The sequence below is a fragment of the Flavobacterium subsaxonicum WB 4.1-42 = DSM 21790 genome, from assembly GCF_000422725.1.
Classification (GTDB): domain Bacteria; phylum Bacteroidota; class Bacteroidia; order Flavobacteriales; family Flavobacteriaceae; genus Flavobacterium; species Flavobacterium subsaxonicum.
Genome location: NZ_AUGP01000025.1, coordinates 173,713 through 187,721, shown reverse-complemented (window position 1 = coordinate 187,721; position 14,009 = coordinate 173,713). Strand labels below are relative to the sequence as shown.

The window sequence follows — 14,009 nt, the reverse complement described above, 5'->3', positions numbered from 1 at the left end:
TTAGATTTATATTTATAACATGAAGAAATTATTTTTTATCCTACTGGCATCATCTCTATTCGTAATGTGCAAAAGCGCGAGCACTAAAACTGCTGCCGACAAGCCGGTTGCCGAAGTACAGTACAAAGACGATTTTAAAAGTGCCGATGCAGCCGAGAAAAAAGCATTGCTAAGCAAACTTAAAGCTACGGGCAAAGGCTATTCGGTTTTAATTTTTACCAAAAACTTTATTGGCGAAAAAGTAGTGGCCAGCAATGCTAAAAAAACGCTGTACAGCGGCTATGTAATATCGGATCCTAAAACGGGCATTGCCGAAAAAATTCGCATAGATAATAGTGTAGATACTAAAGTGTACGATACCCGTACCAAAAAAGAGGTAGTTATAGACGTTAAAAATGCCCAGAAGTATAAGTTTATCTACCTTATGAAGAATAACGAGGGCGATTCGGCTTTTCTTGTAACCTATAGTAATACACTTAGGCCGCTGGAGTAAACGGTCTTTATAAATCATAAAAAAATGGGCATCTAACAGATAGCCCATTTTTTTTACTAAAAGAATTTTAAAGTTGCATTACATTACCATCCTTTAACCTTCGGATAAAAACATCCTGCACTTTACCAAAATGGCCGAGGCCTTTATCTGCATCTTCAATCTGGTTATAGTGCGGAGGATTATTAAAGCAGGCCTACCCGGGATAATCGGGGGTAATTTTCATAATTACTGTTTATTTAACTGGTGTTGCCCCTACAGAAGCTGCTATAATTGCATTGGCTACTTCTTGTGGGTGGGTAATGTATACAATATGGCTCGATTTAACCTCTGTTACCACAGAACCCGCCCTTTTGGCCATAGTGTATTGTATTGCCGGGGTTATACTTTTATCCTGTGTTGCAATAATAGCCCACGATGGTTTATTTTTCCAGGCAGTTTGCGTTAAAGGTGTTATAAATGCTTTAATGCTTATTGGCGCCTGAGAGTCGTATAAAAAATCAGACTCGGCTTTACTAACCCCTCCTGCAAAACCGGCATGAAATTTTTCTTTACTGTAAAATAAAAAACCATTAGCATCCGGAGGCAGTATTCCTTTTTCTTCTGCAGGGATTTCGGTTTTAGCAAGATCTAAGGTAGATTCGCCTGCCTGCGGCTGGTAAGCAGCTACATAAACAAGGCCGGCAACTTTTGCATCTGTACCTGCCTGGGTAATTACTGCGCCGCCCCATGAGTGGCCCACCAGTATAACAGGTCCGTTTTGGTTAAGCAATACACGGTTTACGGCAGCAACATCATCTTCTAAAGATGTTAGCGGGTTTTGTACAATGGTTACATTGTAGCCTTTAGCCACTAAAATGTCGTGTACACCCCTCCAGCCAGAACCATCGGCAAAGGCACCGTGTACAATTACAATGTTTTTAACCGGCGTAGTTTTGCCGGTGGCCGCCTTAGCGTTTTTTGCAGTTTCCTGACCATTGCTAAATGTTACACTTAGCAAAGCAAGGGTAGATAAAAATAGATTTTTCATGATTATAAAAATTTGATTATTAATATGATGATAAATAATTACAGTACAAACGTACAGCACTATACTGCATAAATCAAATTAATAAAATTTAGTCTTTATAAATTAAAAGTATAACTATAAGCCGTTTTTGCACATAATAACATACCCACTCTAAGAAATACCTGCTGCATTCTGCAAATTAATATATGATGTATTAGGCAGTTATTCTTTAAATTTTTGCTTACTTTTGGGGTTCCAGCCTGTTAAAAATTATTTGCTCAAGAATAATTTTTCTACATATTTGAATTTCTAATAAATAATTGTACTTTTGCAACCCCTTTATTGGGGATGGAATGTTTAATTAAAATTATTTATTGTGAACACATTAAGCTACAAAACAGTTTCGGCTAACAAAGCTACTGCTCGTAAAGAGTGGATTGTTGTTGATGCTGAAGGTCATAATTTGGGCCGTTTTGCTTCTAAAGTTGCGATGCTTTTAAGAGGTAAATACAAAACAAATTATACCCCGCACGTTGACTGTGGTGATAACGTAGTTGTTATCAACGCAGAAAAGATTAACCTTACAGGTAACAAACTGGATGAGAAAACGTACATCCGCCACACTGGTTACCCAGGAGGACAGCGCACTCTAACTGCTAAAGTTGTTAAGGCCAAAAACCCTGCAATCTTGGTAGAGAAAGCTGTAAAAGGAATGCTTCCTAAAAACAAATTAGGAGCAGAGCTATTCCGTAATTTAAATGTATATGTAGGTACTGAGCACAAACATGGTGCACAGACTCCTAAAACCGTTAACTTAAACGACCTAAAGTAAGATGGCAACTATCCACAAAATTGGCAGGAGAAAAACTGCCGTTGCCCGTATTTACCTGTCTGAAGGCTCAGGAAAAATCACGGTTAACAAAAAAGATTTAGAAGTTTACTTCCCAACGGCTACTTTACAGTACAAAGTAAGACAAGCGCTTAGCATGACTAACAATGTTGAAAACTTTGATGTAAAAGTAAACGTTTACGGAGGTGGTATTACTGGCCAGGCAGAAGCTGTGAGAATGGCAATTGCCCGTGCTATGTGCGAAGTTGATGCTGAGAACAGAAGCATCCTTAAACCAGAAGGCCTGTTAACAAGGGATCCTCGTATGGTAGAACGTAAGAAATTCGGCCAGAAGAAAGCCCGTAAGAGATTCCAGTTCTCTAAACGTTAATATGCTGACTGTTGCCCTGAGTTTATCGAAGGGCGGCAAACAGTTCATTTTTATTATTGAATTTAAAAAACCTAGTTGTTGTTGCCCCGCTGAGGCGTGGGGTTAGTTTAGCATCTAAATAGTCAGGGCCAGCCAATGCGCGCCACCTGATTATTGCGCTTACTCAACAGAACGTAAACTATTACAAAAATGGCAAATAAAGTAGAAGTTAAAGACTTACTGGAAGCTGGTGTTCATTTTGGACACATGACCAGAAAATGGGACCCAAACATGGCCCCTTACATATACATGGAGCGTAATGGTATACACATTATCAACCTGTATAAAACTGCAGCTAAAATAGAAGAGGCTAACGAAGCCCTTAAAAAAATAGCTGCATCAGGCAGAAAAATTCTTTTTGTTGCTACTAAAAAGCAGGCAAAAGATATCGTAGCTGAAAAAGCTGCTGCCGCTAACATGCCATACATTACCGAAAGGTGGCCTGGTGGTATGCTTACCAACTTTGTTACTATCCGTAAAGCTGTTAAAAAAATGGCTTCTATTGATAAAATGAAGAAAGACGGTACATTTATGACACTTTCTAAGAAAGAGCGTCTTCAGGTAGATCGTCTTCGTGCAAAGCTTGAGAAAAACTTAGGTTCTATTGCCGATATGACAAGGCTTCCAGCTGCGTTGTTCGTAGTAGATATTAAGGCAGAACACATCGCAGTAAAAGAAGCACAAAAATTAAACATTCCAGTTTTCGCAATGGTAGATACCAACTCTGACCCACGTCAGGTTGATTATGTTATCCCTGCAAATGATGATGCTTCTAAATCAATCGACAAAATTTTATCTTTAGTTACTGGTGCCGTTATTGATGGCCTTGCTGACAGGAAATCTGATAAAGATGACTTTCAGGATCAGCCAGCCGGCGAAGAAACTGCTGCTGTAGAAGCTGCTCCGGCTCCTGTAGCTGCTGAAGCTCCTGCAACAGAAGCTCCAACTGCTGCTACTGAAGAGTAAAAATAACATTACAGTAAAGCCGTTGTGCCGGGTGATGTTTACTTTTGTGGCATTATCTACACTAACGGCTTTATTTTTTTATAACTATAAACACTATTTGAAATGGCAAATATTACTGCTGCAGACGTAAATAAACTAAGAACCATTACCGGTGCCGGTATGATGGACTGCAAAAAAGCGCTTGTTGAAGCTGAAGGCGATTTTGACAAAGCTATTGAAAACCTTAGAAAAAAAGGTCAGAAAGTTGCTGCTAACAGAGCAGACCGCGAATCAAGCGAAGGTGCGGTACTTGCTGTTGTTAATGCAGACAAAACCGAAGGTGTTGTTATATCTGTTAACTGTGAGACTGACTTTGTTGCTAAAAACGAATCTTACGTTAAACTTGCTACAGACATTGCTAACCTTGCACTTAACTACAAAACTAAAGAAGAGCTTCTTGCTGCTGATTACAACGGTATTACCGTTGAAGAAAAGCTTATTGAGCAAACTGGCGTTATAGGTGAAAAAATTGAGATTGGTGCTTTTGAAAGACTTGAAGGTGCTTTTGTTGGTTCTTACATCCACGCAGGTAACAGGATTGCTACTCTTGTAGCTTTATCTGCTAATGTAGACGGTGCTGAAGAGGCTTCTCGTAACGTTGCTATGCAGGCTGCCGCTATGGCTCCTATAGCACTTAACGAAGATGGCGTTGATGCTGCTACTGTAGAAAAAGAAATAGAAATTGCTAAAGACTTACTTCGTCAGGAAGGCAAGCCGGAGGCTATGCTTGATAATATTGCTAAAGGTAAATTAGGCCGTTTCTTTAAAGATAACACCCTTGTTAACCAGGATTATATTAAAGACAGCAAACTTAGCGTAAGCGAGTACATAAAATCTGTTGATTCTTCTTTAACCGTTACAGGTTTTAAAAGGGTTGCACTTGCATAAGTAAATTGCAAACACAAAATAAAACCCCAGACTTTTTAAAGTTTGGGGTTTTTTATTTTCAGCTATTTACTTAAAGTATAATCAACGCTATGCTACTTATTTGCTTTTATAAAATACTGTAAAGACAAAAATTCTTCGAAAAGGCCAAATGTAATTGTGTTTATAATTTTAGCCATAGACCTGCCCTCGTAAATACTTATGGCACTTTTTACAGCCCGAATTTTAAAGCCCGAATTAAGCACCAACTGTTCAATATTATACTTGCAGTAAAACCTCATGTGCGTATAATCAAACAGGCCGCTTTCATCATACTTAAAGTCGCCGTTTATAAATATCCTTTTAAAAGTAGAGTAATGCCTTACGTTAGGCATACTCACCAATAAAAGACCATCATCTTTAAGGTATTTTTTTGCTTTTTCTAAAACAAATTTAGGCTCTACAAGATGCTCTAATACATCGGGCAGAAGAATGATATCAAAATAATTTTCGTATTCCGGAAAATCCATAAACTCAATATTCCCAAAAATAAACCTGTCAAGGGGCTTATACTTACCCGGATTCTTTTTATCTTCAAAAATATCTATTCCAACAGCCTCCTTAGCTACGCCTTTTTGTTTTAGATAATAAAGGGTATCGCCATAAGCGGCGCCAATTTCTAAAACTTTAAGATTAGTTTTCTTTTCGTCTAAAAATATTAAAAGGTCAGTACGGGTATTAGAATAATAATCAGAAGCCTTATCTATATAATTCATTGCATCTTTTTAAATCAGTAAATAACCTGTGTTTAAACGTCTATTGCTATCAATTAATATTAAGCAATCTTGCCAATAGCAAGGATAATTTATGAAAAATTAACATGGCAATTGATAACAAAACAAGTTTACACAATTTATTTGGCATTTCCTGATTTAAAAAAAAATATTTACATTGTAAATAAAGCCCTAAACTGTTAAGCCAAAAGCGACTCAAAAGCATCGCGAATCTCCTCTACCATAACTTCGCCTTTAACAATATTAAGTCCGCGACCCAGTTCAGGATATTCGGCACAGGCGGTCTCCCAACCAAGGTTAGCAAGTTTAAGTACGTATGGCAGAGTAACGTTGGTAAGCGCAAGCGTACTGGTATACGGTACTGCCCCCGGCATGTTAGCCACGCAGTAGTGCACAATATCGTTTATAATGTAGGTAGGGTCTTCGTGGGTTGTAGGGCGTGTGGTTTCAAAGCAGCCCCCCTGGTCTACTGCAACGTCTACCAGCACGGTACCGGGGCGCATATCTTTAAGCATGGCACGGGTAATAAGCCGCGGCGCCTTAGCCCCCGGAATAAGCACCGCACCAATAATAAGGTCGTGGTTTTTGATATGGCGCTTAATATTGTAAACGCTGCTAAATTCGGTAATAACATGGGGCGGCATAATATCGTTAATATACCTAAGGCGTTTCATATTGATATCCAGCACGGTAACATGGGCACCCAAACCGGCCGCCATTTTAGCCGCCTGCACCCCAACCACACCGGCGCCTAATATAAGCACCCTGCCCGGCGGCACCCCCGGCACACCACCCAATAGCACTCCCCTGCCCTTTATAGGCTTTTCGAGATACTTGGCACCCTGTTGTATGGCCATACGGCCGGCAACCTCGCTCATAGGCGTAAGCAATGGCAAAGAGCCATCGTCGTCGCGTACGGTTTCATACGCAATGCAAACCGCCTTACTGGCAATCATGGCACGGGTCAGGCTTTCGCTCGATGCAAAGTGAAAATAGGTAAACAGTATCTGGTTCCTTTTGATAAGCGGGTACTCCTGTGGTATGGGTTCTTTCACCTTAACGATCATCTCCGACATGGCGTACACCGCCTCTATCGATGGCAGCATAACGGCACCGGCCTCGCGGTAATCTTCGTCAGAAAACCCGCTGCCAATACCGGCTGTTTCCTGTATATAAACATGGTGGCCATAGTTTACAAGTTCAAAAACCCCACCGGGTGTTAGGGCTACCCGGCTTTCATTATTCTTAATTTCTTTCGGCACCCCTATATTCATGGTAGTAGTTTTTAAATTTATGCAAATATAACCATTAGAAACCCCATATTTAGTAAGGGTAAAATTAAAAACTTGTAAACAATAGTTAATAAGTGCTGTGTGCGGGGTGTTGATAAGGTATAGATTTTGACGAAACGGCTGTACCTGACAAACCGAATGTTTATTATCTTTGAGTTTTGATTATTTCAACACCGAAAAAAACCTCCAACTATAAACCCTTAACCATAAACCCCAAACTCTAAACCTGCCCGCATGTTTGAAACCCGTAAAAGCACGCTATACGTTATACTCGCCGGTATTTTTATAACCAATGCCGTAGTGGCCGAACTTATTGGCGGCAAGCTGATACACATAGGGCCGTATGTAATGAGCGTGGGCATTATACCCTGGCCGGTGGTGTTTATTACAACCGACCTTATTAACGAATACTTTGGCCAAAAAGGCGTACACAAACTCTCTTTAATTACCGCCGGGCTTATTACCTACTGCTTTGTTTTGCTGTATGTTACACTTCAAATTCCTGCCGTAAGCGGCAAAGATTTAGTAAGCGATAACCAGTATAATGCTGTATTTGGACAAAGCCTCTGGATTATTGTGGCCAGTATTGTGGCTTTTTTAGCATCACAAATTATAGACGTAACACTTTTCCATTTTCTTAAGAAAAAAACCGGCGCAAAAATGATATGGCTGCGCAGCACGGGCTCTACCGTTATCTCTCAGTTTTTCGATACTTTTATTGTATTGGGCATTGCCTTTTATGCCACCGGCAAGATGGATACCCATACCTACATAACATCGGGCCTGGTGGGCTACGGCGTTAAACTGGCCATTGCCATTGTTATGACCCCATTTATCTACCTGGGGCATGGGCTTATAGAAAAGTACATTCACAACAAATAACCTTCTCTTTATAAAATAGCAACACACCCTTTGGCGTTATGCCTGTAGGGTATTTTTGCGCATTTTATATATATCGCATTTATACCCCATTTTATACCAATTGCACCTAATTAAGTTAGTGCCAAAATTTATTTTAATTGAAAACTAACCGTTATATTTGAAGTACTTATCTTTTACTAAAACTGCTCAACTTGAAAAAATTAGCTTTATTACTGCTATTTTCTATAACATCGTTACTGGCACAGGAAAAAAAGTACCAGGGCCTGCTGTGGGAGGTATCCGGTAACGGACTTAAAAAAAACTCCTACCTGTATGGCTCTATGCATGTTAGCGACAAGGTATCGTACCATTTATCCGATGCTTTTTTTGCCCATTTGCTTAGTGCCGATATTATAGCCAACGAGAGTGAGCCTTCTACCTGGATGGACCTTATAAGTGTTATGGGCGGTGCTATGGATAAATACCGCACCAATAAATTGTATTCGGAATTTTATATGGAACCATCGGATAAAAACGATCTGTACCCGCTGTTCCGCACCAATAATTTTACCATAAACAACCTGCTTTTCCGCACCAACGAATACGAAAAAGAGTACCAGGAAGAAACCTACCTGGATATGTTTATTTACCGTACCGGGCGCAAATACAACAAAAAAACGGTTGGGCTGGAAGACACCAAAACGTCGCTGCTCAATATTATGAATATCGACTCCCGTGCCATGAAACCGCGCGAAGAGAATGCTGCCGCACTACAAAAAATATTAAAAAACACGGGCTACGAAGAGGCGCTTATGAATTACTACCGCGATAAGGATCTTGATATGCTGGATTCGCTTACCACGTTGGCCTCGTCTGAATCGTATCTTAAAACCCTGCTGTACGACCGTAATATTGTTATGGCGCATTCTATCGACTCGCTGGCTAAAACCGGCAGCCTGTTTGCCGCTGTTGGCGCGGCCCACCTGCCCGGCAGGCGCGGCCTTATAGAAATGCTTCGCAGCCGCGGCTATACCGTTAAACCGGTTATGGACCGTTATACCGATGGTGGCAAGGCCAAAAAAGAAAGCATTGAGGCCTATTTTATAAAACCCTCATTTAAGCAATACACCACGGCCGATGGTATGGTGTCGCTGCCTGTTTTTAACGCATCTATTATAGAGGCCGGGCAAAACATGCAGTCGCCCGACCTTGCCAACGGGGGTTACATTAACCTGAAACGCCTGCTGTTAAAAGACTTTTTAAAGAAGGATAACAAACCATTCAATCACCAGTCATTAGACAGCCTTTTTTATGAGAACATTCCCGGTAAGATCTTAGAAAAAACCTTTACCGGCACCGATGCCTATAGCCAGTACGATATTAAAAGTGTGACTAAAACCGGCAACGCCCAGCACTACAGGTACTATGTTACCCCGCTGGAAATTATTGTGGTTAGCATGGCCGGAGAAAAAAACTACGTGCGCCAGTTTGAAAAAGAGGTGTTTGGCAACATAAAAGTAAAAGCCGATGCTGCCCAGTGGGCTACTGTTAGCCCTAATAAAGGGGGCTTTAGCGTTAGCCTGCCCAATTATAACATTGTTTACGGGCAGAACGAAACCTCAAAATCGGTTACAGACGTAGAGTATTATGCGTATGACACTGCCGATAAGGCTACCTATTTTGTGGCAGAGCATACTTTAACCGACCTCGAAAACCTGGAAGACACCAATTTTGAGCTTAAGCGAATGCACTATGAGTTTTACAACCAGTTGGGTATCGACTCTACACAAACCAGGCTATCTGCCAACCCGGCGGCGTTTACATCAGCCTCAAAAATCGGCGCTAAGCCCATTAAATTAAAGTCGGTTATAAAGGGTGCCAAATACTATTTACTGGGCAGTGTGGGCGCGCCTGACGCAAATAGCAGCAAATTCTTTAGCTCGTTCGCCATTGTGCCGTTTAAAGAAAATGTGGCTTACGAAACCTATAAAGACACCACCGCCCTGTACAGCATAAGCATGCCGAAGGCCGAGAATGCCAACCTTGAATTCGACCGTATTTTGCCTGATTTTTACGACCGCGATGGCGATAAGGATAATCTGTTTAACGAAAAGTACGGCACTAAGGCATTTACGCTGCCGTCGGGCCAACCGTTCGAAATTTTCTACCATAAGTACCACAGACATCATAGTGTAGAGGTAGATTCTTTGTGGAACGACATCAGGAAATACGTTACCGAAGAGGATAATACTTCTGCCGATGAAATCGATATAAGCGAAGACGAACTAATTGAGGCGGCAGCATCTGATGCGTACGCCGAAAACAGCATGGATATTATTAACAGCCTGGAGTCGCAATGGAACAAGCTTATGGCTGCCAAAAATGGTAAGCTGGCCCTGGTTAACGAAAAAACCGAAAACAGGGGCACCTACCAGACGTTTGAGGCCAAGGTTACCAGCACCGTGAGCACACAGGCCATTAAGTTTAAGGCGTTTTACCGCGATGGTATCAGCTATATGCTGAGCACCATTGTAGATAAAGACTATAACAATGATGATGTAGCGGTAGAGAAAATGTTTGCCTCTTTTACATTATTAGACAACTCTAAGGCAGAAAAACTACCTGCCGACAGGCTGCAACTTTTTATAGATGATGCCCGCAGCGAGTACGATAGCATTCGCAGCAGTGCACTGGCATCGGTAAGGCAATTGCAAATTACCAAAACCAACCGTGCTAAATTGCAGGAATTTATAGAGAGCTTTGATTTTAAGCCCGAAGAAACCAATGCCCTGACACAATTGTATGGCAAGCTGGGCGACCTTAAAGACGAGGCTGTTATTCCGTTTTTTGAAAAACAATACAGGCGCGACGATAGCAACACCATTATACAGTTTGCAGTGTTAGAAGCTTTGGCGCAATTTGAATCGGAGGCCGGCTACAAAAAGATAAAAGAGCTGATGGAGTACGATTTGCCCGTAACCGATGATGATTTTGAGGTATCTAACCTGTTTGCCACCTTTGCCGCCGATGCTAAAAACAGCGCGGTGCTTTTCCCGGATGTTTTTCAGTACTACAGCATACCAGAGTACCACGAGCCTATTGTAAGCTTTACAGCGAGCCTTTTAGAGGCCGATGCTATTCGCCCAAAGAAGCTAAAGAGCTATAAAAAAATGCTGCTTACCAACACACGCCTCGAGATAAAAAGGGCTAAGAGCCGCAAGGCAGGTAAAGAGTCGGGAGACGATAATTACTATTACGGCAACGCTACCTCGGGCGACCTTACCAGCTACATGGAGTTGCTGTACCCCTTTAAAAGCGATAAAGAGGTTAGCGCTGTATTTACAGCCATTAAAGCCCTAAACATGGACGATACCAACCTGGAACTGGCGCGCCTGGATATTAAAAACAACAACGCCAACGATGAAGAGATAGCGGCATTGCTGTCCGACCCAAAAACGCTTTTCCAGATCCAGAAAATGCTTATTGCCCAAAAGAAAACAAGCCTGCTAAAAAATGTGACCGATGAGCAGATAGCAACATCGGCATTATATACACTTGCAAAAATAAACACCGAAAAAGATTCGGTTACCTTTGATGAAAAGCGTATTGCCCAGGCGGGTAAAAATTCGGTTAGCTTTTATTTCTTTAAAGTAAAAAATACCGATGATGAAGACTATGGCTACCGACAAAAACACGAAAAACTGATTTGCATAGCCTTTGTAAACAACGGCAACAGGATTAATGCACAGGCTTACAAAAACGTAGGCACGCGCGTAATATCCGATCAGGATGAGATAGAGAACTACAAGAAAACCATTATAGATTCCACCATCAATTCCGGCAAAGCCAGGGCTACCTTTGGCAAGCGCAGCAACCGTTACGAAGGTATGGATGGGTTTGAAGACGAAGGGCTTTAAACGGTTTCGGGTTGCGGGTTTAGAGTTGCGGGTTACAGCTACACTCAATTCAACCCCAGATATAGGTGTGTTTCAAGGTTTTGAGTGAAGCTCAGGCGGCCTCATCTTTTTGCGTTAAGCAAATTATGAGAAGAGGCGTTAAAATCATTTGCTGTTCGAAGCGAAGCAAGCCTGCCTGACGGTAGGCAGGTTCAAATGATTTAGCCTGTTCGAAATAATTTGTAGCTAAAAAAGATGTAGCCTTGATTTTTTGTTTCTTTTGCATCAAGGCAAAAGAAAAGAAGTAATATTAAACTAAATCCCTATTTTTACTTTCAAACTGCAACCTTATGAAAGTAAATTCACTACAAATAGAAATAGACGGCATCGATAAAGAAATCCTTCGCGACCTGATGGACGACGCCCGAAAGCCCATACTGCAAATAGCCTCTAAAATAGGCATATCGGGTGCGGCAATACACCAGCGCCTCAGAAAACTGGAACAGGCAGGGGTAATAAGCGGGTCGAAGTTTATTGTAAATACACGGGTTTTAGGCTACAGCACAATGGCTTTTGTGGGCATCTACCTGGACAAAGCCTCCAGCAACCCCGAAGCCGTAAAAGAACTCAAAAAAATTCCGGAAGTGTTAGAGTGCCACTACACCACAGGCAACTGGTCCATCCTTATAAAAATTATATGCCGCGATAACGAGCACCTTATGCAGTTGCTCAATAATAAGATACAGCCCATTAGCGGGGTATCGCGCACAGAAACGTTTATATCGTTAGACCAGCAGATAGAGCGGCAGATACAGCTTTAGTATTGAGATGAGAGATAATAGACGTTAGATGATAGACAAGGCTTAGGGACGACTTTATGACTTGATGACTTGATGACTTTCGACCTTACGACTTTGCAACTCTGCATCTTTGCAACTCTAAAAAAAAACCGCCCGGCATTGCCGAAGCGGTTTTTAACGCACTATTATATAGACAGGGGTTTTTAATCCCTGGAACGGCCTCCAAATACCTGCAATGCCCAGTACAGTAACGATGCCAGTGCACCAATGGCAGCTACCACATACGTACGGGCAGCCCATTTAAGCGAATCTTCGGCACCGCTGTATTCCTGCGGGGTTAGCATGTTCTTATTTTTAAGCCATGCAAGGGCACGGTTACTGGCATCATATTCTACCGGAAGGGTAATAAAACTGAATATGGTAGCCATAAGCATAAATACAAGCCCGGCAACAGCAATGTAATAGCCTGCCCCAATGCCCGAAGCAGCCCCTAAAATAAGGCCACCAATTACCAGCCATTGCGACATACCCGACGTTACACTAACCACGGGCACCAGTTTGCTGCGCAGTTGCAGCATGCTGTATGCCTTAGCGTGTTGTACAGCATGGCCCACCTCGTGCGCCGCCACCGCCGCCGATGCAGCATTACGCTGGTTATATACGGCCTCGCTAAGGTTAACGGTTTTATCTGCGGGGTTGTAATGGTCGGTCAAACGGCCCGGGGTGCTAATAACCCTAACGTCGTAAATACCATTATCGGTAAGCATTTTTTGTGCAATCTCTGCGCCGCTCATGCCATTGCGCAAATGCACTTTAGAGTAGTGCTCAAACTTGCTCTTTAGTTTTGCGCTTACTGCAAAGCTTACAAGCGCTATAATACCAAGTAATATATAATATCCTATCATCGTTCTTTTCTTTTATTTGGTTGCTAACCATACATCAAAAAGAAAGCCAATCTCTACAGATCGGCTCTCTAATGAAATTTTGTCAGGACAAATTGTTTGTATTATGCGGGATTTTAAAACGTTCTCCTGAAAAACTCCCAAAAAACTATAACTCTTCATACGTATATATAATGGTGTTTTGTAGTACCCCGGCCAGCCTGTATACGGCCTTGGTTAAATAACCATCATCATTAAAAGTATTTTCAATTTCTGTAGTGCCATTGGTGGTACTGGCCTTATTTGCAAATATCGACGGGCCTCCAATAAATGTAAAAATCCAGAATGGGTTTTTGGTAGGGTAGTTAAATATAGCGCCCCTTTTTTCGGCATCATAGCCAATAAAAATGCCTTGTTGGTCTATATTGGCTGCTGAAGCTAAGTCGTTATTCTCATTAACAGTATATACCACCTCGCCGATAGTATAGCTGCGCTCTTGTTCATCATAAACTACTGCCTGCTCTACCCCATCGGCTGTAATATTGGTAAGCAAATTGTTGCTATCATAGTCAAATTTGTAATTGGTGTTAACGTTTTCAAATGTTTTTACATAACCGTTTTTATAGGTAATTTCGTAGTGCGATGTGCCAAGATATAAATCGGTCAGTTCTTTATCATCATTATATTCAAACTCCACTTCTATTGGGTTACCGTTTGCATATTGCACCGTAGCCGATTTTAAATAAAGCTGCGCTCCGGCAACATCATCTTCTGCAACATTATTGCTATCATCATCTTTAGAGCAGGAAACCATAGCCACTAAGGCTAAAAACATTATAAACTTTTTCATGGTAATTG

At 41.6% G+C, this 14,009-nt stretch carries 13 protein-coding genes; 8 read left to right on the top strand and 5 right to left on the bottom strand.

Annotated elements, in window-relative coordinates; translation table 11 throughout:
• Positions 1-19: 19 nt before the first annotated feature.
• Entirely contained in the window at positions 20-493 is a 474-nt protein-coding gene (locus G509_RS0108645) for a hypothetical protein (RefSeq protein ID WP_035738753.1), read from the top strand.
• 232 nt (positions 494-725) lie between these two features.
• Here G509_RS0108645 and G509_RS0108640 read toward each other — a convergent pair whose 3' ends face one another.
• Complete coding sequence (locus G509_RS0108640; RefSeq protein WP_026991158.1) at positions 726-1,520, bottom strand: alpha/beta hydrolase; 795 nt, start codon at positions 1,518-1,520, stop codon at positions 726-728.
• Between the two features lie 355 nt (positions 1,521-1,875).
• Here G509_RS0108640 and rplM point away from each other — a divergent pair, with 355 nt between their 5' ends.
• The 4 genes from rplM (at position 1,876) to tsf (ending at position 4,651) form a co-directional block, all read left to right on the top strand.
• Entirely contained in the window at positions 1,876-2,331 is a 456-nt protein-coding gene (gene rplM / locus G509_RS0108635) for a 50S ribosomal protein L13 (RefSeq protein WP_026991157.1), read from the top strand.
• Between the two features lies 1 nt (position 2,332).
• Positions 2,333-2,719, top strand: coding sequence for a 30S ribosomal protein S9 (gene rpsI / locus G509_RS0108630; RefSeq protein WP_026991156.1), 387 nt, complete (start codon positions 2,333-2,335; stop codon positions 2,717-2,719).
• 189 nt (positions 2,720-2,908) lie between these two features.
• Positions 2,909-3,724, top strand: a complete 816-nt coding sequence (gene rpsB, locus G509_RS0108625; RefSeq protein WP_026991155.1) for a 30S ribosomal protein S2 — start codon at positions 2,909-2,911, stop codon at positions 3,722-3,724.
• A gap of 102 nt (positions 3,725-3,826) precedes the next feature.
• Positions 3,827-4,651, top strand: a complete 825-nt coding sequence (gene tsf / locus G509_RS0108620) for a translation elongation factor Ts (protein ID WP_026991154.1) — start codon at positions 3,827-3,829, stop codon at positions 4,649-4,651.
• A gap of 92 nt (positions 4,652-4,743) precedes the next feature.
• On the opposite strand, the gene G509_RS0108615 is transcribed toward tsf, so the two are convergent.
• Positions 4,744-5,403, bottom strand: a complete 660-nt coding sequence (locus G509_RS0108615; RefSeq protein WP_026991153.1) for a class I SAM-dependent methyltransferase — start codon at positions 5,401-5,403, stop codon at positions 4,744-4,746.
• Between the two features lie 197 nt (positions 5,404-5,600).
• On the bottom strand, positions 5,601-6,695 hold the full coding sequence (gene ald, locus G509_RS0108610) for an alanine dehydrogenase (protein WP_026991152.1): 1,095 nt from the start codon (positions 6,693-6,695) through the stop codon (positions 5,601-5,603).
• A gap of 252 nt (positions 6,696-6,947) precedes the next feature.
• On the opposite strand from ald, the gene G509_RS0108605 reads away from it, so the two are divergent.
• The 3 genes from G509_RS0108605 (at position 6,948) to G509_RS0108590 (ending at position 12,291) form a co-directional block, all read left to right on the top strand.
• A complete protein-coding gene (locus G509_RS0108605; protein ID WP_026991151.1) occupies positions 6,948-7,595 on the top strand; it encodes a queuosine precursor transporter in 648 nt (215 codons plus the stop codon).
• 191 nt (positions 7,596-7,786) lie between these two features.
• Positions 7,787-11,491 (top strand): TraB/GumN family protein, encoded by a 3,705-nt coding sequence (locus G509_RS0108600; RefSeq protein WP_026991150.1) that lies wholly within the window; start codon positions 7,787-7,789, stop codon positions 11,489-11,491.
• A 329-nt stretch (positions 11,492-11,820) separates the two neighbouring features.
• Positions 11,821-12,291 (top strand): Lrp/AsnC family transcriptional regulator, encoded by a 471-nt coding sequence (locus tag G509_RS0108590; protein ID WP_026991149.1) that lies wholly within the window; start codon positions 11,821-11,823, stop codon positions 12,289-12,291.
• Between the two features lie 182 nt (positions 12,292-12,473).
• Here the strand turns inward: G509_RS0108590 and G509_RS0108585 are convergent, their stop codons facing one another.
• On the bottom strand, positions 12,474-13,175 hold the full coding sequence (locus G509_RS0108585) for a zinc metallopeptidase (protein WP_026991148.1): 702 nt from the start codon (positions 13,173-13,175) through the stop codon (positions 12,474-12,476).
• A gap of 145 nt (positions 13,176-13,320) precedes the next feature.
• Complete coding sequence (locus tag G509_RS0108580; protein WP_026991147.1) at positions 13,321-14,001, bottom strand: hypothetical protein; 681 nt, start codon at positions 13,999-14,001, stop codon at positions 13,321-13,323.
• Positions 14,002-14,009: the final 8 nt, after the last annotated feature.

What these genes read in the sequence shown, in the direction of transcription:
- G509_RS0108645 (WP_035738753.1), top strand. Translation starts at nt 20, where the DNA reads ATGAAGAAATTATTTTTTATCCTACTGGCATCATCTCTATTCGTAATG.
- G509_RS0108640 (WP_026991158.1), bottom strand. Translation starts at nt 1,520, where the DNA reads ATGAAAAATCTATTTTTATCTACCCTTGCTTTGCTAAGTGTAACATTT.
- rpsI (WP_026991156.1), top strand. Translation starts at nt 2,333, where the DNA reads ATGGCAACTATCCACAAAATTGGCAGGAGAAAAACTGCCGTTGCCCGT.
- rpsB (WP_026991155.1), top strand. Translation starts at nt 2,909, where the DNA reads ATGGCAAATAAAGTAGAAGTTAAAGACTTACTGGAAGCTGGTGTTCAT.
- tsf (WP_026991154.1), top strand. Translation starts at nt 3,827, where the DNA reads ATGGCAAATATTACTGCTGCAGACGTAAATAAACTAAGAACCATTACC.
- G509_RS0108615 (WP_026991153.1), bottom strand. Translation starts at nt 5,403, where the DNA reads ATGAATTATATAGATAAGGCTTCTGATTATTATTCTAATACCCGTACT.
- ald (WP_026991152.1), bottom strand. Translation starts at nt 6,695, where the DNA reads ATGAATATAGGGGTGCCGAAAGAAATTAAGAATAATGAAAGCCGGGTA.
- G509_RS0108605 (WP_026991151.1), top strand. Translation starts at nt 6,948, where the DNA reads ATGTTTGAAACCCGTAAAAGCACGCTATACGTTATACTCGCCGGTATT.
- G509_RS0108590 (WP_026991149.1), top strand. Translation starts at nt 11,821, where the DNA reads ATGAAAGTAAATTCACTACAAATAGAAATAGACGGCATCGATAAAGAA.
- G509_RS0108585 (WP_026991148.1), bottom strand. Translation starts at nt 13,175, where the DNA reads ATGATAGGATATTATATATTACTTGGTATTATAGCGCTTGTAAGCTTT.
- G509_RS0108580 (WP_026991147.1), bottom strand. Translation starts at nt 14,001, where the DNA reads ATGAAAAAGTTTATAATGTTTTTAGCCTTAGTGGCTATGGTTTCCTGC.